Source organism: Nonomuraea mangrovi (assembly GCF_042681425.1).
GTDB classification, from domain to species: Bacteria; Actinomycetota; Actinomycetes; order Streptosporangiales; family Streptosporangiaceae; genus Nonomuraea; species Nonomuraea mangrovi.
The window spans coordinates 128,601-149,535 of the sequence record NZ_JBHUFV010000043.1; the positions used below are offsets into that span (position 1 = coordinate 128,601).

General features: G+C 68.5%; 17 protein-coding genes and 2 pseudogenes. 6 read left to right on the forward strand and 13 right to left on the reverse strand.

The features are described from left to right. Positions 1–107: 107 nt before the first annotated feature. From ACFSKW_RS28730 to ACFSKW_RS28750, 5 genes and pseudogenes are all read right to left on the reverse strand, one after another. On the reverse strand, positions 108–923 hold the full coding sequence (locus ACFSKW_RS28730) for an SAM-dependent methyltransferase (protein ID WP_379575583.1): 816 nt from the start codon (positions 921–923) through the stop codon (positions 108–110). Between the two features lie 568 nt (positions 924–1,491). After that, positions 1,492–1,803 carry a transposase gene (locus ACFSKW_RS28735; protein ID WP_379575584.1) on the reverse strand — a complete coding sequence of 104 codons (312 nt, stop codon included), beginning with the start codon at positions 1,801–1,803 and terminating at the stop codon, positions 1,492–1,494. 143 nt (positions 1,804–1,946) lie between these two features. Beyond that, positions 1,947–2,888: an NAD-dependent epimerase/dehydratase family protein gene (locus ACFSKW_RS28740; RefSeq protein WP_379575585.1), complete on the reverse strand. Its 942-nt coding sequence runs from the start codon at positions 2,886–2,888 to the stop codon at positions 1,947–1,949. Positions 2,889–2,969: 81 nt separating this feature from the next. After that, a complete protein-coding gene (gene sigJ, locus ACFSKW_RS28745) occupies positions 2,970–3,911 on the reverse strand; it encodes an RNA polymerase sigma factor SigJ (protein WP_379575586.1) in 942 nt (313 codons plus the stop codon). A gap of 177 nt (positions 3,912–4,088) precedes the next feature. Next, positions 4,089–4,462: pseudogene (locus ACFSKW_RS28750) on the reverse strand (transposase); the annotation flags it as partial. A 482-nt stretch (positions 4,463–4,944) separates the two neighbouring features. Here ACFSKW_RS28750 and ACFSKW_RS28755 point away from each other — a divergent pair. Then, on the forward strand, positions 4,945–5,901 hold the full coding sequence (locus ACFSKW_RS28755; protein WP_379575587.1) for an alpha/beta hydrolase: 957 nt from the start codon (positions 4,945–4,947) through the stop codon (positions 5,899–5,901). Between the two features lie 331 nt (positions 5,902–6,232). Here ACFSKW_RS28755 and ACFSKW_RS55005 read toward each other — a convergent pair whose 3' ends face one another. Both ACFSKW_RS55005 and ACFSKW_RS28760 read right to left on the reverse strand, forming a co-directional pair. Beyond that, a complete protein-coding gene (locus tag ACFSKW_RS55005; protein ID WP_465264726.1) occupies positions 6,233–6,343 on the reverse strand; it encodes an integrase core domain-containing protein in 111 nt (36 codons plus the stop codon). Positions 6,344–6,462: 119 nt separating this feature from the next. After that, the gene (locus ACFSKW_RS28760; protein WP_379575588.1) at positions 6,463–7,152 is read right to left on the reverse strand and encodes a nitroreductase; all 690 of its coding nucleotides are present in this window, start codon (positions 7,150–7,152) and stop codon (positions 6,463–6,465) included. Positions 7,153–7,768: 616 nt separating this feature from the next. On the opposite strand from ACFSKW_RS28760, the gene ACFSKW_RS28765 reads away from it, so the two are divergent. Then, a complete protein-coding gene (locus tag ACFSKW_RS28765) occupies positions 7,769–8,482 on the forward strand; it encodes an SDR family oxidoreductase (protein WP_379575589.1) in 714 nt (237 codons plus the stop codon). A gap of 49 nt (positions 8,483–8,531) precedes the next feature. Next, complete coding sequence (locus tag ACFSKW_RS28770) at positions 8,532–8,999, forward strand: winged helix-turn-helix transcriptional regulator (RefSeq protein WP_379575590.1); 468 nt, start codon at positions 8,532–8,534, stop codon at positions 8,997–8,999. A 414-nt stretch (positions 9,000–9,413) separates the two neighbouring features. Here ACFSKW_RS28770 and ACFSKW_RS28775 read toward each other — a convergent pair whose 3' ends face one another. After that, positions 9,414–10,259, reverse strand: a complete 846-nt coding sequence (locus ACFSKW_RS28775) for a universal stress protein (RefSeq protein WP_379575591.1) — start codon at positions 10,257–10,259, stop codon at positions 9,414–9,416. Positions 10,260–10,748: 489 nt separating this feature from the next. Here ACFSKW_RS28775 and pstS point away from each other — a divergent pair, with 489 nt between their 5' ends. Continuing rightward, on the forward strand, positions 10,749–11,795 hold the full coding sequence (gene pstS / locus ACFSKW_RS28780) for a phosphate ABC transporter substrate-binding protein PstS (RefSeq protein WP_379575592.1): 1,047 nt from the start codon (positions 10,749–10,751) through the stop codon (positions 11,793–11,795). A gap of 194 nt (positions 11,796–11,989) precedes the next feature. Here the strand turns inward: pstS and ACFSKW_RS28785 are convergent, their stop codons facing one another. The 4 genes from ACFSKW_RS28785 to ACFSKW_RS28800 are packed head-to-tail and all read right to left on the reverse strand — an operon-like array spanning position 11,990 to position 16,879. Beyond that, on the reverse strand, positions 11,990–14,497 hold the full coding sequence (locus ACFSKW_RS28785) for a helix-turn-helix transcriptional regulator (protein ID WP_379575593.1): 2,508 nt from the start codon (positions 14,495–14,497) through the stop codon (positions 11,990–11,992). Next, positions 14,383–15,354 (reverse strand): alpha/beta fold hydrolase, encoded by a 972-nt coding sequence (locus ACFSKW_RS28790; protein WP_379575594.1) that lies wholly within the window; start codon positions 15,352–15,354, stop codon positions 14,383–14,385. Before ACFSKW_RS28790 ends, ACFSKW_RS28785 begins: the two co-directional genes overlap by 115 nt. A 14-nt stretch (positions 15,355–15,368) precedes the next feature. Then, on the reverse strand, positions 15,369–16,037 hold the full coding sequence (locus ACFSKW_RS28795; RefSeq protein ID WP_379575595.1) for a VOC family protein: 669 nt from the start codon (positions 16,035–16,037) through the stop codon (positions 15,369–15,371). Between the two features lie 5 nt (positions 16,038–16,042). Then, positions 16,043–16,879 carry an alpha/beta fold hydrolase gene (locus ACFSKW_RS28800; RefSeq protein WP_379575596.1) on the reverse strand — a complete coding sequence of 279 codons (837 nt, stop codon included), beginning with the start codon at positions 16,877–16,879 and terminating at the stop codon, positions 16,043–16,045. A 188-nt stretch (positions 16,880–17,067) separates the two neighbouring features. On the opposite strand from ACFSKW_RS28800, the pseudogene ACFSKW_RS28805 reads away from it, so the two are divergent. Then, a pseudogene (locus tag ACFSKW_RS28805) lies at positions 17,068–17,220 on the forward strand (FAD-dependent oxidoreductase); the annotation flags it as partial. Positions 17,221–17,377: 157 nt separating this feature from the next. Next, positions 17,378–18,547, forward strand: coding sequence for an FAD-dependent oxidoreductase (locus ACFSKW_RS28810; protein ID WP_379575597.1), 1,170 nt, complete (start codon positions 17,378–17,380; stop codon positions 18,545–18,547). Positions 18,548–18,822: 275 nt separating this feature from the next. Here ACFSKW_RS28810 and ACFSKW_RS28815 read toward each other — a convergent pair whose 3' ends face one another. Continuing rightward, a complete protein-coding gene (locus ACFSKW_RS28815; protein WP_379575706.1) occupies positions 18,823–20,925 on the reverse strand; it encodes a CBM35 domain-containing protein in 2,103 nt (700 codons plus the stop codon). Positions 20,926–20,935 lie beyond the last annotated feature (10 nt).

Consider the following 20,935-nt stretch of genomic DNA (forward strand, 5'->3'; position numbering starts at 1 on the left):
GATCAGCACGGCCGCCAAACCACGGGTCGACCGTATTGGTCGAGTTCAGGCGCAGGGTTCGATCGGCAGGGGCCGGCTATCGGCCAATGGGCCTCTTCGCTGGACTGTCACGGCTTACGGGCGATGCCGCAGACGGCGCTCACGACATTCGTCGGCTCGTCCCAGCGGTCAGGGTTGGGCCGCCATTGCGGCGTCGGCACTACGCCTGGGTCCACCAGGTCGAGGCCGGTGAAAAACGCCGCGATCTGTGCTGGGCTGCGTAGTTGGTAGGTGTTGGCCGCGGTGCGGTTGTAGCTGGCTACAGCCCGGACCAGCGCCGGGTTGGTGTTGGTGCCGTCGCTCAGCGCGAGATAGCTGCCCGACGGCAGGCGTTCCAGCAGCTGGTCGATGATGGCCGCGGGGTTGTCGTCATCGGTGATCTGGCCGGCGATGCTGAGCATCATCACGGCGACGGGTCGGGTGAAGTCGAGAGTCTTGGCAGCTCCGTTGAGGATCACGTCGGGGTAGCGGACGTCGGCATCGATGTAGTCGGTGACGCCGGGCTCCGCGCTGGTGAGTAGCGCGCGAGCATGCACCAGGACAATGGGGTCGTTGTCCACGTACACGACGCGGGTCTCGGGTGCGATGCGCTGGGCGACCTCATGGGTGTTGTTGGCTGTGGGCAAACCGGTGCCGATGTCCAGGAACTGTCGCACTCCCGCCTCGCTCACCAGGTACTGCACAGCGCGCATGAGGAACTCACGCTGGAGCCGGGCAACCATCGCGAAGTCGGGGAACAGCCGCAGCAGGGTCTCGCCGACCTCGCGATCAACGGCGTAGTGATCCTTTCCACCCAGCAGGAAGTCCCACACCCGGGCGGAGTGCGGGATGGTCGTGTCCACGCGCTCCCATGCCGCCTGCGCGGCAGAGCTCTCGTCGCTCATGTCAATCCTTGAAGATGGAGGGTTTCCGACCGTACAACGCAGCTACCGGGCTGACCATTCTTGGGGCCCGGCGAGGCGAACAGGCCAGCGTAGGCGCACTCAAGATCTGCAACCAGCAATCCGGCCGCACCCGAAAACAGAGGGGTGTGGACATTTGGCCGCTGCCGAGGCCCAGCGGTCTCGCTGTGATTCCGCACCGGGTCAGCTGTGCTCCATCCGCGCTCGTCCGCCCCGACATGCTCCGTCAGGGCACGTCACGGCGGGGTACCGAAACCAATCCAGCATGAAACGGAGGGTCACCAACCGGCACGCCGATACACAAAAGGATCTTACTTCTCATCCGACGGCCGCAGGGTCGAATTCTGCAGGGTGCGCTTTGATCACGGCACTGGCCCGCGAGAATGCGCGAGTAGAGCCTCTTCGGAATGAAGTCCCGTCTCGACCGCGCTCGCGCCATGAAGGCCGACCTCCCGACTCCGATCGGGCGCGAGCCCGTCCAGGTGCGCGAGTTCGAGTCACAGCGCCGCCTAATGGGTGTTCGATCCCGCAGCTTCTATCTGCTCGGCGTTCAGGCGCCTCGCCACGTCGGGGTCGATTCGCCCGTGAGGTGGCGGCTCATGAGGTCGATCATGGCGACGTGGATCATGACTTCGGAGCGGGCCGGAAGGGCTTCGTAGTCGCGGGCAAGACGGCGGTGGAACAACAGCCAGCCGCGGGTGCGCTCGACGCCCCATCGGCGGGGCAGGGCGGCAAACCCCTTGGTGGCGGGGTCGCGGCGAACGACTTCCGCATCGATGCCGAGGGCGGCGGCGCTCTCGATGACCTTGGTGCGGTAAGCGCTGTCGGCCCTGGGCCGCGACGAGCCATGCCTTCGGATCACGCGGTGGATCGTCCGGCCGGGTGTCCAGCGCCCGGATCAGGGGCTTCCTGCACGGCATCCTCGGCCGACGCGAAGTCTGCTCCGCGCCGGACGAGGAGATCGCGCTTCCACGGCCGCCCTCGGCGACCGGCTCGGCGCACCGATCACCGCGGTTGTGACACCTGGAGGCCTTGGCGCCAGGTGGGATGTGCCGGGTGCCAGCCCAGTTCGCGCTTGGCCTTGGCGTTGGATGCGCCGCGCAGTTCGGTCATGAGCACGACGCCGGCCTGTCCGGCGGCCAGCCGTCCGATGAACCGCGGTACGCGCATCGGCTTCTTGGCGCCCAGCATCGCCGCCAGTTCCGGCAGCCATTCGGCGACCGGGGCGGGGTCGTCATCGACGATGTTGTAGACACCGCGGTCGCCGTTCTCCACGGCTGCGACCGTGGCCTCGGCGGCGTCGGCGATGTGGACGAACGACCACACCCCGCCGCCGTCGCCGACGACCGGGAACTTGCGTTTGCGGATCATCTCGAACTGCTCGGACCCTGGCGCCATGGAGGTGCCGGGTCCGTAGAACGCGCCGTAGCGCAGCACGATCCCTTCGGTCCAGGCGGCGCCCAGCACGGCCTTCTCCAAGTGCTCGATCGCGGCGATCATCGAGGCCATCTGGCTGACCGGTGAGCGATCCAGGGGGTCTTGTTCGTTCTTGACCGGCCCGCCGGTCCGGGTGTAGGTGAACGCGCCGTTGCTCTGGGCGACGAACCGTCGTACTCCTGCGGCGCGTGCGGCCGCGAGCAGGTTGTCGGTGCCCTCGATCCGCAGCCGGTCGGTGGCGGCGAAGCTGCGTTCGAAATGGCGGGTGTCGATGTGCCCGATCGCGGTCAGCTGGTGAACGATCACCTCCGGCGCGGCCTGGCGCACGGCCGCCTCGACCTGGGCGCGATCCAGCGCATCGGCGATGACCGGTACCGCGCCCAGCTGTGATGCCCTGGCCTTGTCCGACTCGCTGCGGATCATGGCGAACACCTCGTGTCCCGCATCGACCAGACGGGGCACCAGTTGCTTGCCCATCGCTCCAGTCGCTCCTGCAACCAGCACTCTCATCGTCAGCTCCTGTCCGGTTCGGATTCGTCATTTGAACCGGATAGCCCGCCGTTTCCTGACAGGAGCCATAGGTGATACACGTCACATCACGAGCAGGGGCTCCCCATGGTCGGCCGCCGCCCATTGCTCGGTCGCGCGTTCGAGCTTGTCGGGGTTTGCCTGGGTACGGCAGGCAGTGATGCCCTCGGCGGTGACCTCGAGGCACATGATGGCGACGACCCGGTCTTCCACGACGGCCACAACGGCGGGTTCGCCATTGGCGGTCCAGGCGTATATCTCGGGCGAGCCGCCGACGATGACGCGCTTAGCCTCGGCGGGCTTGAACATGCCCCACACGAACTTCGCGACCGTGACGGCTCCCTCGAACGCCTTGGTGCGTGCCGGAACCTTCCCCCCGCCGTCGCCGATGGAGATGGCGTCCTTGGTCAGCAGGCGTACGAGCTCATCGGTCTGGCCACTCGTGGCGGCTGCGAGGAACTCCTCGACGATCCGCTTGGCGGCGGCCTCGTCGATTTCGGTGCGGGCTTTGCCGTACGCGACATGCTTCTTAGCCCGGTGAAAGTTCTGCTGGCTGGCGGCCTCGGTGATGTCGAGGATTTCAGCGATCTCCCGGTGCGGGTAGTCGAAGGCCTCCCGCAGCACGTACACCGCTCGTTCGTTGGGGGACAGGCGCTCCATGAGGGTGAGGACCGCGTACGAGACCGCTTCGCGCTGCTCAGCGGTGTCGGCCGGGCCGAGCATCGGGTCCCCGGCGAGCAGCGGCTCGGGAAGCCATCGGCCCACGTAGGTCTCGCGGCGTGCCCGCGCGGAGGCGAGCTGGTTGAGGCACAGGTTGGTGAGTACCTTCGTCAGCCAAGCCTCGGGGACCTCGACGCGGTCGACGTCGGCGGCCTGCCAGCGCAGGAACGTCTCCTGCACGACGTCCTGTGCCTCGTCCGCGGAGCCGAGGAGACGGTAGGCGATGGCCTCCAGACGCAGCCTCGACAGCTCGAACCGGTCGACGTCGTCCACCGTCAAAGGCATGACCTGATCCTATCTCCCGCAGTGCCTCCAGCCGGTCACGGCCCTTCTTGCGGGGATCGAGGCCATCCGCGTACGAAAACGTCGTCGACGCGCTCAGATCAAGCTCCTGCTGATCGAGGTGTCCGGTAGCCAACACGTCAAGAGCATCATCATCCAGCGGGTTCCGACCACGAAGAAACCGGTCAAGACGGCCCTGCGGCTGGATGGAGCTGACGCGGAACGGCTGCTGGAGCTCATTCGAAGGGAGAAGTCCAGGGCGTTCGCACCGCGGAGTTCGGCCAGGAGGACCTCGTGCAGCCTGGGCCACACCCCGGCTACGGCCCACTCGGCCAGGCGGCGCCAGCAGGTCATGCCCGAGCCGAAGCCGAGTTCCTGCGGCAGGTGTTCCAGGCGATCCCGGTCTGCAGCACGAACAGGATGCCCTTGACCACCAGCCGGTCCGGATGCCGCTTGCGCCCGGGGTGGCGGGCCCGGCGTTCGACCTTGGGCAACAGCGGATCGATCACTGCCCACAACTCGTCATCGACTTCCCACGGCTTCGGCCGCGCCACCTGCACACCTGCTGATCAGCAGTCTGAAGTGATCCAACCACCTCGGAAATCGTTTCGTTAGGAGTTCTAAGAGCTCGCTGGCGGGAAGGACGCGACCTTGGACCGACGTCAGGGGAGCCGGCTCGAATACGACCATATGATCAACGACTCATGCCAGCCCAACCCTGAACTTCGACAGCAGCTCGAACCCGAGCTGCGTGTCGCGGTGCTTGACCCGACCAGATCCTGCCCGGCATGACCAGCGTCCAGTGCCCAACCAGGTCCCCAAGGTTCAACGAGGATCGATTCACAGCCGCAGATCATTACGGCAGTCACAACCCCGACAACAGCCCCAATAACGTGATCAACTATTCAGCTGCTGGCGTCACGGTTCCGACCAACACCCTTGCGAAGCAGGCTCCATCGCGGCGATTGAGCGGATTTGAACGGGCTTTAACCACATGAGCGGTTGAACCCGCCACTTCGCCGAAAGGATTCGAGACATGAGCAAGCACGTACTGGAACCGGAAGCGCAGGAGATCGCGGATGCCACCGCGAACCCGCCTTTCCTCTATGAACTCGGACCTGAGGGCGCCCGCAAGGTACTCGACGATATTCAGTCCGCTCCGATCGACAAGCGCCCCGTCGCCGACGACAAGTGGATCACCGTTCCGGCGGAGGTCGGAGATGTCCGGGTGCGCATCATCAAGCCTGAAGGGACGACCGGCCTCCTGCCGGTGATCCTCTACATCCATGGCGGCGGGTGGATCCTCGGCAACTCGGCCACGCACGACCGGCTTATCCGTGAACTCGCCAACGGCGCGCGTGCGGCCCTGGTCTTCGTCGAATACGACCGCTCCCCGGAGGCGCACTATCCCGTCGCCATCGAGCAGGCGTATGCGACCGCGCAGTGGATCACCAAGAACGGCGCCAGCGAAGGGCTCGACGCCAGCCGCATGGCAGTTGCCGGCGACTCGGTCGGCGGCAACATGACCGCCGCGGTGGCGATCATGGCCAAGCAGCGCGGTGACGTGCGGTTCGTGCATCAGTCGCTCTACTACCCCGTCACCGACGCGGCGCAAGACACCGACAGCTACCGTGAGTTCGCCGACGGGCCGTTCCTCACCGCAAGGGCGATGGCCTGGTTCTGGGACGCGTATATCCCGGGCGACGGAGCACAGCGCAAAGAGATCACTGCGTCACCGCTGCGCGCTTCCCTCGAGGAACTCGAGGGCCTCCCGCCGGCGCTGGTCATCGTCGACCAGAACGACGTCCTCAGGGACGAGGGCGAGGCTTACGCCGCCAAACTCACCCGGGCCGGTGTTCCCACGGCGTCTGTCCGGTACAACGGCATCATCCACGACTTCATGATGCTGAACCCGGTGCGTTCCACCCAGGCCGCCACAGCGGCCATCGAGCAGGCTGTCCACGTGCTGCGCAAGGCACTTGGCACGCTTTAACACTCCCGTGACGCTTGCGATCTTCTGACCAGATCGGTCGTGCCGGGAGAAGACCGCCCTTCTGCGATGAGTTTCGGCCCGGGCGTTCGGGGATGAGTCGGGCTGCTGGGAACTGATAATGCGAGCGGAGCATGTTTGCCCTGTGCGGTGCGATATCTCGTCCGTGAGATCTGGCCTGGCCTTCTATCCTCAGCGCTCGTGTTCCTGGCCTAGGCCTTCTCTACCTGCTGGTGGTCCGGGTGCGCGCCTGGTTGACGCTTCTCGCGCGGGGCGACGCCTCCAAGGAGGTGGAGATCTTGGTGCTGCGTCATGAGGTCGCCGTCGTGCGTCGTCAGGTCGCCCGGCCGCGACCGGACTGAATGTGCAGGCGGCGGTGGTTGAACCAGTCGAGGTACTCCAGCATCGCCAACTCGACGTCGTCCAGGCCCCTTCCAGGGGCCATAACGGCGGATCAGCTCCGTGCGGTAGATCAGCTTCTGCGTGATGCTCGACCAGTCGAAGGCGCGGCCGACACCGAACGACGACAGCCACGAAGGACGGGAGGCGCCCTCGTCGGCACCGTCACTCCGCATGCGATTGCAGTACTGAATCCTCGACGAACGTGACAGTCTCGTCGAGCGGCGCCCGGCCCGTGCGGATGTAATCCACCGTGACGTCCTCGAATCCGATCGACATGCCGCAGAAGAGGATCAGCTGGTCCGGGGGTGACAGGATCTCCGCGACGGTCTTGCGATACACCGACCACGCCATCTGAGGGCAACTGTGCAGCCCTTCGGCGCGCAGCAGCAGCATGACGGTCTGCAGATACATACCGACGTCGGCCCATTGGGGCCGGCCCAGGTCGCGGTCGATGTAGCAGAACAGGGCGGCGGGCGCGCCGAAAGCCTGCCAATTGTCGGAAGCGGCCCTCTGGCGCGCCTCCCAGTCCTCGCGCGAAACACCGAGTGCGCTGTAGCGCTCCTTGCCGAAGCGGGATCGGCGCTCACGGTACGGGGACTTCAATGCCGATGGGTACATCTCGTACTCCCGCTCGTCCCAAGGATCGCCTGCGACCACGCGCTTGCCGGCACGCTTCTTGAGCTCAGCCAGCGGCCCGCCGGTCAGCACGTAAGCGCGCCACGGCTGGAGATTCGATCCGGACGGCGCCCAAGCCGCGGCGGACAGCACACGCTCCAGCACCTCCCTCGGGACAGGCCGGTCGGTGAATCCGCGCACCGCCCGTCGACTCGTGACCGCCTCATATACGTCCATGATCGCTACCTCCCTATCCGCTGAACGTGCCAACCATCCCCCGCCACCTGCTCGGCGGATCGTGGAGTCCCCGCGGCTTCGGCTGCATCGTCGCCGCCCTCCGCGGACGCGGCGGGAATACCGGCGACCACAAGCGCCGCCGCGAATATGAGCGCCCCTGCGCGACGTCGGCGTTCACCCATAGGTCGGCCAGCAGTTCGGTGAGGGCGTGCTCGGCCTCACCCAGTAGCGCGTATTGGTTGGTTGCCGGTCACCCGTTCTTCTCTTCTTACAGTCCCTGTTCTGGCCCGAAGGGTGGGCGCTATCTCGTGCTGGTCGTGAACCCTGCGGTCGTCGGGTCGCCGCCGGTGCCGGCCACGATGGACATGGGCAGGCTGACCACTGCCGCTCCTGCGGCCACGTTCCCGACCGTGGACTAGGCCACGTCGAACAGGCCGATGGTCTCGCCGCCGATCATGCCCAGGGCCGCGCTCGCGGCCGCCCGGACGCCGCCACGACTGGCGGATGGGATCACGGGCAGCCTCAGACCATTCGCCCTCAGGGCACCCTGAGTTGCAGTTTCATACTCAGCCACCTAGGTTGTGATGACATACCCAGCTCTCAGGAGGAGTGACCCATGGACATCCAGAACGCCGTCGCCCTGGTGACGGGCGCCAATCGCGGCCTGGGGCGGCACCTGGCCGCCGAACTGCTCGGCCGCGGGGCCCGCAAGGTCTACGCCGCGGCCCGGCGTCCCTCGACCGTCGACCTCCCGGGAGTCGTGCCGCTGCAGCTGGACATCACCGACCCCGCCTCGGTGGCAAACGCGGCGGCGGTCGCGTCGGACACCACGCTGCTGATCAACAACGCCGGCGTCAGCACGAACGCCGGTCTGATCCACGGCGACATCGCGGACATCAGGCTGGAGATGGAGACGAACTTCTTCGGCTCTCTCGGCGTCACCCGCGCCTTCGCCCCTGTCATCACCGCCAACGGAGGTGGTGCGGTGCTCAACATCCTTTCCGTCCTGTCCTGGGCGCACTACCCGCGGCACGGCGGGTACAGCGCGGCCAAGGCCGCCGAGTGGGGGATGACCAACGTGATCCGGCAGGAACTGGCGCCCGCCGGCATCGACGTGACAGCGCTGCACGTCGGCTACATGGACACGGACATGGCCGAACATGCCGACAGGTCGGAAAAGGTCGACCCCGCCTGGGTGGCGGGCCTGGCTCTGGACGGCGTCCAGACGCGAGCCCTCGAAGTGATCGCCGACGACAGGAGCCGCGCCGTCAAGGCCGCTCTCTCCGGCGGGCTGGACCGGCTCTACCCCGCACTCCCCGTGGCACACTGAGTAGGAAAACGCGACGTAGGAAAACACGACGCAGAAGGAGGTCGTCGGTATGGCCACCCCCCATCTCGGCCAGAAGGCAGAGCCGGTCTGCTCGATCGCTCGCGCGCTCGACGTCGTGGGCGACAGGTGGACCCTGCTGATCCTGCGCGACTCCGCCCTCATGGATGTGACCCGCTTCGCCGACTTCAGGGAACGGCTCGGCATCGCTCCCGACATGCTCAGCAGCCGCCTGGGCGCTCTCGTGGACGCGGGCGTCATGGAGAAGCGGCCGTACCGCGAGCCGGGCACCCGGACCAGGTACAGCTATCACCTGACGCCCGCCGGCGAGCAACTGCGTCTGATCCTCGCCGCGCTGCAGCAATGGGGCGACGAGAACAGGCCGCTCCCCACGGGTCCGAGCGCGCTGAGGCGTTCGGCGGACCGCGGAAGGCCGGTCCGCGTCGCCTTCGTCGACGACGCGGATGTCGTCATCCCCTCGGACGAGGTGCTCTTCACTCTGGCGGCCTCCGCCTCCTGATCGCGCCCCAGGGTGAGGTTTGTCTGCCTGCGGATGGCGCAGGGTGATCACCTGATCATCACCCAGCTCGGGCCCTGCCCCCGATGTGTGGACACCTTGAGTCGACCGCCGGAACCCGCCACCGAGCGTCATCGCGGGTCGCCGTAACCAGGTGATGGCCGCGCTCGCCCGTCGCCTGGCCACGCGGCGGCAGGTCATCCGCGCGATCGGCCGACTCACCGCTCGAGAGGCGTGACCGTGGGCGCCACGGGAGTCGTCCTGGGCGAAGGCGACACTGTGGGATGCGGATCGCAGCGGCCGGACTCCCCGGCAGGCCCCGGTACCCCCCGGCGACGAGCGCGCCGCCACTGTTCCAACGGCGGCGCCGAACAGGCCGAGTGCCTCGCCGGAGGCTGGTTCACGCCTCTCTCCGCCTTACGTACGGACTACCGCCACAGCGCAGCGAGCGTTGCGCAGAACGCCGCGGCTGACCGAGCCGAGCAGCATCGAACGGATGGCACCACGCCCGTGCGAGCCGACCACGATCAGGTCGCAATGGATGGAGGCGTCGGCGAGTGCCTCGACTGGGTCGGCGCAGCGCACATCCTCCACGTTGGGCACCTCCGGGTACCGCTCGCGCCATGGGGCGAGCCGCTCCGCCGCGACCCGGGTCCGGGCGGCGCGGACCTCGTTCATGTCGTAGGCGATTCCGGAGGCACGAACCCCCAGTTGCCAGGCGTGGACCGCACGCAGTCGGCTATCGCGCAGCCTGGCCTCCTCGAACCCGTAGCCGAGTGCGGCGTCGTCAGCTTCGGAGCCCTCGATGCCCACCACGATCTCCCGGTGCGGGACACTCTGTTCGGGGCGCACCACCACGACCGGGCAATGCGTGTGCCCGGCCACGTGGAGGGGCACCGAACCGAGCACCGTGCCAACGTGCCCGCCGAGCCCTCTGCTGCCGAGGACGATCTCGGTGGCGTCTTTGGCCTGCTCGCGCAACACCACCACGGGGTTGTCTTCGATGAGCTGGGTGGTGACATCGAGGTCCGGTTGCCGAGAACGCACGGTGGCCTCGGCCTCCGCCAGTATTTCGCCCCCGGCCTTGGCCGGGGCATCGTGCAAGTCGGGGGCAGCGAACCTTGAAGCGTCATCCGGCCGGCGATGGACCGCCGTAACGATTCGCAGCGGCGCACGCATCCTGAAGGCGTCATCGGCGGCCCACTTCACCGCGGCCGTGGCGGTCGTCGAGCCGTCAGCACCTACAACGATCAGTCCAGACATGGTGCCCCCTCCTTCCCCCATTTGACCTCACCTGGGCGCGATATCCCAGGTCCACAGGTCCTGGATGACCTGCGTGAGGCCGCGGTTGAGGAGGGACGTGCGGCTTGACCACGGTCTGCAGGACGTAGCGCGCCGAGGTGGGGCCGGCCCCCTCGAATGCCCGGTTCCTCAAAGGAGGTAGGTAAAGCGGTGTGGACGTTGACGAGGCTCGGGAGCCGGACGGCCCCAGATCCAGGTACGGGCGCGGGCGTTGAGCTGGGTCGTCTCTACGGTAGTGGCGTAGGCGATCTCGCTGGGGTCGGCGAAGGTCTGCCCGGCTAAGGCCTGACGTCGAAACAGGTGCCACCAGGCTTCTTGCAGGTTGAGCGAGGCCGGGTCTGCTGACCCGGTGTGACAGTGAGTCAACTTGACCCGCCAGTGACCGTACGTTGCGCGCGGTTTGCGGAGCGCTGCCCCAGAGAGGGACAACGTCTTCATAGCGTCGGTTGTGTGCCGAAGTTGACAGCAACCGTCGGATGCGTCGCGCTGGCGGCACTCGCCCTGACCGCCTGCGTCCCCGACTCGCGCCAGAATGTGGTGGCGGCCGGCGACATCGCCACCATCCGCGGTTCTGGCTCGTCGGCGCAGCTGGGCGCGATGAACGCGTGGCGCTCTGACTTTCACAAGGCTTATCCCGGAGTACGGATCGACTACCAGGCCAACGGCTCGGACGCGGGGGTGCGCGACTTCATCAACGGCGTGACCGTGTTCGCCGGCTCCGACATGCCGCTGAAGCCCGAAGAGCAGGTGCTGGCGGACAAGCGCTGCGGCAGCAGGGCACTTCACCTGCCGATGGTGGTGGGCCCGATCGCCGTGGCCTACAACCTGCCGTCGGCGCCCGGCCTCAAGCTCTCGCCCGCCACCATGACCGGCGTGTTCAATGGAAGGATCACCAAGTGGGACGCCCGTGAGATCGTCGCAGACAACCGGGGCGCCCGCCTGCCTCACACGGACATCAAGGTCCTCTACCGCTCTGACAACTCGGGCACCAGCCACAACTTCACCGCCTACCTGAGGGCGGCGGGCGGCTGGCCGTACAAACCGTCAGGCACGTGGCCCGCGCCGGGCCGCGGCGTCGAAAGCTCCGGCGGCATCGTCAACGCCGTCCAGGAGACCGAAGGCTCGATCGGCTACCTGGAGTACGGCTTCGCCAGCGATGCCAAGTTGCAGATCGCGAAGGTGCGGAACGGCGCGGGCGAGTTCGTCGCGCTGACACCCGAGAGCGCGAGCAGGAGCCTCAGCGGCGCCAAGGTGGTCGGCGAGAACGGCGACCTGGTCATGAGGCTGGACTACAGGACCAAGAAGACGGGCGCGTACCCGATCATCCTGGTCACCTACGAGATCGCCTGTCACGAGGGCTCGGACCCGCAGCTGCGCAACTTCCTTCGCTACACCGCCGGCAACGCGGGCCAGTCGTACCTGTCCCTGTTCGGCTATGCCCCGCTGCCCCCGGAAGTGATCGTCAGGGTACGCGCCCAGATCGCCGCCATGACATAGCTCCGTCCTGACAGGGCCTCCGTCGTCCGGATCGACGACTGCCAACCGCCAGGTGAGCAAATCAGGCCCTGGTTCGGTTCAGCCGGACGGTTTCAGACGACGGAGCTGGACTGGTTGATGATCGCGGCTCTGCTGCTCGTGCGATTCCTTCTGTGAAGCCGGGTGGGACGAACGGCCATCCTGGCCGCTCTGCGTCAGCGCGTCCGGTTGGATGAGTGGATCGGTGTGTCTCGGAGTTCTCTGCGCGAGCTGATGCCGAGCTTGCCGAAGACCTTGCTGAGATGCCACTCGACGGTGCGGACGCTGATGTACAGCTCGGCGCCGATCTCGGTGTTGGTGCGGCCGTCCTTCGCCATCCGGGCGATCTGCTCCTCCTGCGGGGTGAGGTCGTCGGCGGTGTCGGCGGTGCGCTTGCGGACCTTCTCCCCGGTCGCCAGCAGTTCGTGCCTGGCTCGTTCTGCGAAGCCGTCGGCGCCCATCTCGACGAACTCCTCGAATGCCTGCTTCAGGTGCCGGCGCGCGTCCACCCGGCGGCGTTCGCGGCGCAGCCACTCGCCGTACACCAGCCGGGTCCTGGCCAGTTCGAACCTCAGGCGAGTCCGGCTGAGGTGGTCGACAGCCTCGGCGTAAAACCGGTCGGCCTCGTCTCCGCCGCTGACGAGGGCGCGGGCGCGGGCTTGCAGGCCGGTCGCCCACGCCAGTTCGGAGCCCGCGGTGTACGTCCCGAGACGGGCGAGGGCCGCTTCCGCGATCGCGGTCGCGCCGCTGCGCACCGCGGCCTCGACCAGATCGGGCAGCGCCTGGGCGGTGAACGGGCCGAGGTCGCCGCTCGCGGCCCGCTCGGCGGCGGCCGTCGCCTCGGCGTAGTGCCCCAAGCCCAGGTGGAGCAGTGCCGTGGCGCGCTCGGTGAAGTACAGGCCGAGCCCTTCGCCTCGCGCGGTGGCCTCGGCGGCCGCCTCCGTGAGCAGCGGCAACGCTTCCGCCGCGTGCCCCTGGTAGGCAAGGAGGAAGAAGTCTCCGTAGGAGGCCCTGCGGGTGCCGGTGGCCTCCTTGACCGTCGACTCCTCCAGACCCAGCTCCTTGGCGTGCGCCACGTCGCCCCGCCACAGCGCGATGACCCGGCGGACGTTGAGTGCGTTGATGAGCGGTACGAGTGCGCCGCTGGCGCGGGCCAGTTCGGCGTGCCGGGCGTTCGACGCCTCCCAGCGGTCGTCATCCCACAGCGACAACGCGGCGTTCGCGACCAGCACACCGTAGCGCAACCACAGGTCGGGCGGCACCGTGTCGTCGAGGAACCCGGTGACCGCTTCGCGCAGCAGCGGGCGCCCGGCCTCGGTCCCGCTGGTGATGAGGGCGGCCAGGCCGTCGAGAAGATGGTCGGCAGCGGTCGGCGTGCCGGGTGCGGGTGGCGTCGTGCGAGCGGCGGCGGAAACGGCGGCCAGATCGCCGCCGGCAGCCGCGAGGCGACCGGCGACGAGGGCTGCGCTCCAGGCGTCGAGCAGGGTGTGCCGGGCGAGCCTGCCGTCCAGGGGCTCAAGCCTCTGGGCGGCGCGCAGCAGCGCCGCCGGTGCTTCTCGTCCGGAGTGGGCGGCGCGGTCGGTGAGTCCGCGGATCAGGTGGATCCGGGCGCCCTGCAGATCGTCGACCGGGAGGGCTTCGGCTCTGGCGAGCAGGCCGAGCGCGGACTCGAAGTCGCCCGCGTTGAGGCCGGCCTGGGCCGCGGCCAGCGTGCGCTCGATCTTCAGGCCTGGGTCCGTGGTCAGCTCGGAGGAGCGCCGCAGGAGCGCCGCCGCGGCCGCGATCCCGCCGCGGGACTCCACCCCCTCGGCGACGTCGGCGAGTTCGGCGGCGAGCCGGTCGTCCGGACCGGCCGCCGCCACGGCCAGATGCCACACCCGGCGCTGCCGATCGCTGCCGCTGTCCAAGGCATCGGCGAGCGCGCGATGTACGGTACGGCGGGCCTCACCGCTGCCTGCGGCGTAGGCGGCCGAGCGCACCAGCGGGTGCCGGAATCGGACGCTTCGGCCGATCTCAACGAGTTGCGCCTCCTGCGCCGGGGCCGCCTGCTGTGGTCCGAGGCCGAGGCCGTTCGCGGCGCGCCAGAACAGGGCTGCGTCACCGGTGGGGTCGGCCGCCGCCAGCAGGAGCAGCAGCCGGGTGGAGTCGGGCATGGCGCGGATGCGTTGCTCGAATCGGTCCTGCAGGGCGCCGGTTCCGACCGCTGGGAGGGCGAACCCGCCGAGGAGTTCGGCCCGGCCGCTGCGGGAAAGCTCCAGCAGGGCCAGGGGGTTGCCGCGGGTCTCGGCCACGATGCGGTCGGCGATCCGGGCGTCGAGCCGACCCGGGGTCGTCGCGGCCAGGAGCGCCCGGGCGTCCGCTTCGCCCAGGCCGCCGACGGTCAAGGCCGGGAGGCCGGCCAGGAGCGTGTCCTGGTTCGGCTCCCTGACGGCGAAGACCAGGAGGACCGATTCGGCGAGCAGGCGCCGGGCGACGAACCCGAGCACCTGTAGGGTGGCCACGTCGAGCCATTGGGCGTCGTCGATGAGGCAGACGAGCGGCCGCTCCGCGGCCGCCTCCGCGAGCAGGCTCAGCACCGCCAGGCCGAGGACGAGCTTGCCGGGGGTCGCTCCGGTGGTGTTGCCGAACGCCACGTCCAGCGCCTGCCGCTGGGGCACCGGGAGCGCGCCGGCCGAGGCGAGCATGGGGGCGCAGAGTTGGTGGAGGGCGGCGAACGGCAGGTCGAGTTCCCATGTCCGGCATCGGAGAAGATCCGCAGGCGCGCGTTCGGCAGGTGGTCGGCGAGCACCTGGGAGTTGACCGTCGGGATCATCGTGTCGTTGTCGCCTGCGGCCACCAAGGTGGGCTGCGTGATCCCGGCGAGGCGGGCGAGCCGGCTCGGATCCGGGATGCCCCACTCGACGATCGCGTCGTACTGGGCGCGGGCGGCCTCGGGACCGGTGGGCTTGTCGGGATTCTCGGTCCGGCTGAAGACGCGCTGAGCGTACTGCATGCCGAGCGCGCGGCTGGTCTCGGTGACGCCGAAGAAGATGTGCAGGAGTTCGTCGAGGCCGGCCTCCGCCTGGTTCGCGACGCGCTCGATGTCGAGAGTCCAGCCGTGCATCTGCTTGCCGCCTCGGGGACCGGTCCCGGCCAGAACGATCCGTCTGACCCCGCGCGGCCGGAGCAGGGCGATCTCCTGGGCGACCATGCCGCCGAGTGAAAACCCGAGCAGGTCGACCCGAGCGAGGTCCAGCGCGTCGAGGAAGGCGATGACGTCCCTGGCCATCCGCGTCACCGTGACGGGCACCTGGCCCGAGGACAGCCCGACCCCGGTGTTGTCGAGCAGGATCACCTCGCGGCCCGCGGCGAGCGTGTCGACCAGGAAAGGGTCCCAGTTGTCGAGGTTGCCGCGGAAATGCTGGAGGAACAGCAGGGGCGGCGCGCCCGTGCCGGCGACGCCGAAGCGGCGGTAGGCGTAGGTCACGCCGTTGGCGGCGGTGACGTCGAGGATGGGTGCGGTGAGCTGGGTGAGCTCCTGGCCACGGAAGAGAGTGCTCATGATGAGGTCCGTCCTTATCGAGGGAGTTCGTCGCCGTGGTGCTCGGCGACCATGTAGGCCGCGTACCACTCCGGCCAGTTCTCGTCGTAGGCGCCGCCGTTGCGCGCTTCGTGCTCGCCATGCGCGACCGCCGCCCTCTTGAGCGCTTCGACCAGGTCGTTCAGCGACGCGTACGCCGTGGCGGCGGTGTCGACGCGCCCGGGGAACCGGATCGTCACCTCCTGGATCAGGTACGCGTTGCCGTCCGGGTCGCGGAAGGTCGCGAAGGATCCGTAGCTGGCGCGGTCGGTCGCGGGACCGTCGGCCTGACCGTCCGGGATCTGGCCGAACTGGGCTCCCGGGGCTTGCGGGTGGAAGATCTCACTGACGTCGGCGCCGAGAGCCACGAGCTGGTCCCGGGCCGCGGCGATGTCCGAGACCACCAGGTAGATGCCTTCAGCGGTGCCGGGCCGCTGGTTGGTGATCAGGGTGCCGAACTGGATGGACGCGGGGGAACCTGGAGGCGTCACCTGGACGACGCGAAAGCCGTTGTCGAAGGCGAAGTCGGCGTCGAGACGCCAGCCGAGGTCTTGATAGAACCGCTTCGAGCGGTCGACGTCGGAGACGGGGATCACGACGGCTTCGAGCTTCAGGTCCGCCTGCGTCGTGGCGGTCGGCTCGGTGGCGTGCGTGGTGCTGGTCATGGTTTTCACCTTTCAGTGTTGGTGCGGTGGCGGTCCCACCAGTCGAGGACCAGGGCTGCGTAGGTCTTCGGGGCCTCTTCCCAGACGAAGTGGCCCGCGTCGACGATGTCGAGGCTGCTGTTGGGCAGCCGGGCGGCGAGGAACTCGCCGTGCGCGGGCGGGACGACCTGGTCCCGCTCCGGAGCGATGATCCGGACCGGCGTCCGGATAGCCGGGAGCACCTGCTCCAGGGCTCTGAGCTCGGTCGGGTAGGTGCGGACGTACCGCATCGACTCGGCGAAGCGGCGCCCGCCGTACGACGCGAGATAGTCCTCTCGCACGTGATCCCCGAGCGGTGCCGCCGGGAAGACGTTGTCCAAGGTCGTCTGCATGACGGCATGCGCGTTCTGCTCGTACCAGGTGATATCGGGGTCCGACACCCAGCTCGCGAGCGGCTCGCCGAGTTCGAGGTCGGCGGACGCCCCGCCACTGCCTATGACGACGCTGTGGAAGCGGTCCGGCTGTTGCGCCGCCGCGAACAGGGAGGCGCTGGTGCCGATGTCCGGGCCGACGATATGCACCTTGTCCAGCCCGAGCGCGTCCAGAATCTTGTGTACGAACGCGCCCGCGGTGCGCGGGTTGAGCACGTCCGGATGGCCTTGCGACTGTCCGAAACCGGGCAGGTCGACGGCCACGATGTGAACATCGGCCGCCAATTCCGCCCAAGTGGGCTCGAAGGCATACACGCTCTCGGGCCAGGGGCTGAGCAGGAGCGCGTGCGTGTCGCGTCGCTCGCTCTCGGCGTAGCGGACGGTGAGCCCGTCCACGGTGACGGTCTTGGGTTTGATGGGCGAGTCGTTCATGCCCGCTCCTTCGGAAGCTCTTGGAGGTGTTGCGGTAGTGCTGTCAGCCTCGTCCTGCGGCGATGTCGTCGCACCAGGGACAACCCCTGGCCCAACCCCCAGGGACACGTGGGAGTCACAGGTGCGAGGCCCCGGGGACGTGCGACAGGGTCGGAGAACAAGACGACACGAGCGGAAGGTGCACGGACATGAGCGAGCCCAGGGGATGCGATGTCGTGGTGATCGGCTTGGGCCCCGGCGGTGAGCACGTGGCCGGGAGCCTGGCCAGGGCCGGGCTGTCGGTCGTGGGCGTGGACGAACGCCTGATCGGCGGTGAGTGCCCCTACTTCGGGTGCGTCCCGACCAAGCTGATGATCGCGGCGGCCGACAAGCTGCGCACGGCCCGGCGAGTCGAAGGTCGCGCCGGATCGGCGGCCGTAACTCCGGACTGGAAGCCGGTCGCGGACCGGATCCGCGACGAGGCCACCGACGACTGGAACTCTGCCGGCCTCCCTGGCGGTGCTCGGCGGGGGCGCGATCGGCTGCGAGATCGCGCAGGTGTTCGCCGCCTTCGGCGTGGAGGTGACCGTGATCGAGGCCGCCGACCGGTTGCTCGCGGTCGAGGAACCGGATGCCTCCGCGGCGGTGGCGAAGGCGTTCGCGGCCGAGGGCATCACGGTGCGCACCTCGGCGCGGGCCGAGTGGGTCGAGCACGACGGCGACGGCTTCCGCATCCTGCTCGCCGACGGTACCGTCACGGCCGAGCGGCTGCTGGTCGCCGCGGGCCGGCACAACAACCTGCGCGATCTCGGCCTGGAGCACGTCGGTCTGGATCCGCAGGCGCGGGTGCTGGACCCGGACGAGCGGATGCGGGTGGCCGAGGGCGTCTGGGCCATCGGCGACATCACCGGCAAGGGCGCGTTCACGCACATGTCGATGTACCAGGCCGACGTGGTGATCAGAGACCTCACCCGCGCCGACGGCCCGTGGGCCGACTACGGGGCGGTCGGTCGCGTCACCTTCACCTCCCCCGAGGTCGGCTCGGTCGGGTTGACCGAGGCCGCGGCCCGCGAACGCGGTATCGACGTCCGGACGGCGACCGGCGATCTGGGGACCCGCGGCTGGATCGCCGAGGAGTCTGGCCCGATCAAGCTGGTCGCGGACGCGGAGCGGGGCGTGCTCATCGGCGGCACCGTCGTCGGAAGTTTCAGGGGGCGAGGTGCTCGCCGCGCTCGTGACCGCGATCCACGCCGAAGTCCCTATCAGGAGCCTGGCCGAGATGCACTTCGCCTACCCGACCTTCCACCGCGCGCTCCAGCCTGTCCTTCGCGCCCTGACCTGATGTGTTTCGTCCGGCGGTGGGCTTCGGGTAGGACGGACGCAAGGTCCCTCGACCAGAGGCCCATTGCGACCTCGCTGCTGAGCGGGCACGTTGCGATTCGGTGTTCGCCGAGAAGATCAGCAGCCGGATCCAAGCATCGTGAAACCTATTCTGACCTGGCAGGTAGCAGGCGTGCAGGGAGATGCCCGCTGAGGCGTCCGGGCGGCCTGCCGCGCGAGCGGGCTCGTGCTGCTGCCAGTCTGCTGCACGCCGACGGCCGCACGGACGTGATCAACTTTCCGAACAGAGCAGGAGGACGGATACAGCACACAGGCGGTTTTCGGCACGTTGAAAGAGTTTCGTCCTAGTCGACGCAATCACGATCGAATCTGCATGTATCGCGCGAGAAGACTCCGACCGGATCACCGATCCGGTGGGTGCGCGTGCCGAAACTCCGTCCATGAGGACTCCGCCGAGCCGATCCCGTCGGCGGGCCTTAAGATCGACGATTCTGGCTGGATCGCTGCTCGGATCCGGGACCGCGCGGGTCGCGGGAGCGTCCGCCCGCCTCGACCTCCAGGCGGGTCGCTGCCGATGGTGCCCGCCCGCCGCGCGCTGGGGAGATGGCGCGGCGGGCGGGTGGTCAGGCGAGGGTGATGCGGTCCAGGTTGGGGCCGCCGTTGGCGGTGCTGGACGTCAGGCGGATCGTGTTCGGCCCGGCGGTCAGCGAGACGGTCACGGTCGTCTCCACCCAGGCGGTCCACGCGCCCGTCCCCGGGAACGACACGCTGCGCACAGCGGCGCCGTTGACCGTGAGGTCCATCGGTCGGTCGGTGGTAGTGCCGTTGGCGAAGCGCAGGGTCATCTGGCGTTCGCCGGCCGCTGCGGCGTCGACGGCGAACTCCGCCGAGGAGCCCACCACGTTGTCGAAGTTGACGAAGCCGGTGCCGGTGAACCCGGCGTGGTTGGACTCCACCATCCCTTGCGAGATCGTCGCGTTCTCCGCCTGGTACTCGGTGCTGGGCGGGGTCGTGGCGGGCACGTCGAGGTAGTCGATGTTCGGGCCGCCGTTGGCGGTGGTGGCGGCCAGCTTGATCGAGTTGGCTCCGGCGTTCAGCGGCACCGTGAAGGTGGCGTCTGCCCAGGTGCCCCAGGCGCCGGTGCCGGGGAAGTCGCGGCCGACGGGAGCTCCGCCGTTGACGGAGATGGTCATCGGCCGGTTGGTCGTGGTGCCGTTGGCGTAGCGGAGGGTCAGGGTGGCGGTGCCGGCCTGAGCCGCGTTGGCGGTGAACTCGATGCCGCTGCCCACGACGTTGTCGAAGTTGACGAAGCCGGTGCCGGAGTAGCCGGGGTGGTTCGACTCGACGACGCCCTGAGTGATCGTCGCGGACTCGGCCTCCAGGCGGGTGACCGTACCGGAGGCCGGCCTGGCCCTGATGAGGCGCGTCTCGCCGGGACGGAGCGTTGCGCTGTAAGAGGAGGTGACGGTGCCTTCCGAGGCGCCCGACCAGAGATTGGTGACCTGGGCGGCGCCGGTGAAGCCGACCTGCGACCAGGTGACGCTCACCGTGGAGTTTCCGGTGGTTCCGGTGTTGAACAGGGCCACGATGTAGTCGCCGTTCGACTCACGTTTACGCCATACCTGGTTGACGCCGCTGTTCACGATGCGATCGGCGGCGACGCCGTCCTGGTTGACCGCGATCAGCCGCTCGTTGGTGAGCATGGCCAGGTCCGTGGAGGTGAGCGCGGTCAGGTCGCTGCCGAGCAGCAGCGGCGAGGCGGCCATCGCCCACAGCGTCAGGTGCGAGCGGCGCTGGTCGGCGTTGATGCCCATCTGGTCGCCGTTGCCGATCTGCAGCGAGTCGAGGTCGTTCCAGCCGCCGGGCGCGGCGTACGGCTGCCAGGAGGCCGCCGAGTTGAACCGGCTGCTGATCTTGGCCCAGGTGGTCAGCGGGTAGCCGCTGCCGTTGGGGCCCGGCCCGCAGTAACACTCCACGTCGCCCTGCGTGCGCCAGCTGTTCGCCAGGCGCTTCCAGGTGGTGGCCTGGGCGATCGGCAGGTTGTTGGACAGCGCGAAGTTGATCGGCCGGCCCGTCTGCCGCAACGCCCTGTCCCAGGCCTCGACGTCGGCGATGGTCGTGGCGTCCACGCCGTCGATCTTGAGGTAGTCGACGCCCCACGAGGCCATCTGGTTCGCCCACGAGTTGATGAACGCCTGCGCGCCCGGGTGCGACCACTTCAGCCGGTACATGTTCTTGCAGTTGTAGTTCTTGTGCATGGTCGCGGCCGTGTCGGCGATGTCGGCCGCGTGGTAGGCGGTGCCCTCGACGGGCGTGTTCCTGGTGACGGCGTTCTTGGCGATGCCGGGCGTGACGTAGAAGCCGAACTTCAGTCCCTTGGCGTGCACGTAGTCGGACAGCGCCTTGATCCCGCCAGGGAACTTGGCCGTGTCGACCGCCCACCGGCCGAAGCCGTCGACGACGAAGCCGTTGGCGTCGCACTTCTGGTAGAAGTCGTCCAGGTTCACGTACACGTAGCCCTTGGCCGATAACCCGCTGCCGACCAGGGCGTCGGCCTGCGCCCTCATCTTGGCCTCGTCGGGCCAGCGGCGCACGAAGCTCCAACTGCTCCAGCCCATGGCGGGCCGGATGGACAGGCCGTTGTCCGAGGCCGCCGCGGGCGCCGCGGGTGTCAGGGGTACGGCCAGCACGAGCGCGGCCACGGCGGCCGCGCACCACCTTCGCACGTTCAACGCG

Bases quoted from the DNA above. Each gene is read 5' to 3' on its own strand.
- sigJ (WP_379575586.1), bottom strand. From the start codon at position 3,911: ATGCCTTTGACGGTGGACGACGTCGACCGGTTCGAGCTGTCGAGGCTG.
- ACFSKW_RS28755 (WP_379575587.1), top strand. From the start codon at position 4,945: ATGAGCAAGCACGTACTGGAACCGGAAGCGCAGGAGATCGCGGATGCC.
- ACFSKW_RS28785 (WP_379575593.1), bottom strand. From the start codon at position 14,497: ATGCTCGCCTCGGCCGGCGCGCTCCCGGTGCCCCAGCGGCAGGCGCTG.
- ACFSKW_RS28740 (WP_379575585.1), bottom strand. From the start codon at position 2,888: ATGAGAGTGCTGGTTGCAGGAGCGACTGGAGCGATGGGCAAGCAACTG.
- ACFSKW_RS28760 (WP_379575588.1), bottom strand. From the start codon at position 7,152: ATGGACGTATATGAGGCGGTCACGAGTCGACGGGCGGTGCGCGGATTC.
- ACFSKW_RS28800 (WP_379575596.1), bottom strand. From the start codon at position 16,879: ATGAACGACTCGCCCATCAAACCCAAGACCGTCACCGTGGACGGGCTC.
- ACFSKW_RS28775 (WP_379575591.1), bottom strand. From the start codon at position 10,259: ATGTCTGGACTGATCGTTGTAGGTGCTGACGGCTCGACGACCGCCACG.
- ACFSKW_RS28795 (WP_379575595.1), bottom strand. From the start codon at position 16,037: ATGACCAGCACCACGCACGCCACCGAGCCGACCGCCACGACGCAGGCG.
- ACFSKW_RS55005 (WP_465264726.1), bottom strand. From the start codon at position 6,343: ATGGCCCCTGGAAGGGGCCTGGACGACGTCGAGTTGGCGATGCTGGAG.
- ACFSKW_RS28730 (WP_379575583.1), bottom strand. From the start codon at position 923: ATGAGCGACGAGAGCTCTGCCGCGCAGGCGGCATGGGAGCGCGTGGAC.
- ACFSKW_RS28765 (WP_379575589.1), top strand. From the start codon at position 7,769: ATGGACATCCAGAACGCCGTCGCCCTGGTGACGGGCGCCAATCGCGGC.
- ACFSKW_RS28790 (WP_379575594.1), bottom strand. From the start codon at position 15,354: ATGAGCACTCTCTTCCGTGGCCAGGAGCTCACCCAGCTCACCGCACCC.
- ACFSKW_RS28770 (WP_379575590.1), top strand. From the start codon at position 8,532: ATGGCCACCCCCCATCTCGGCCAGAAGGCAGAGCCGGTCTGCTCGATC.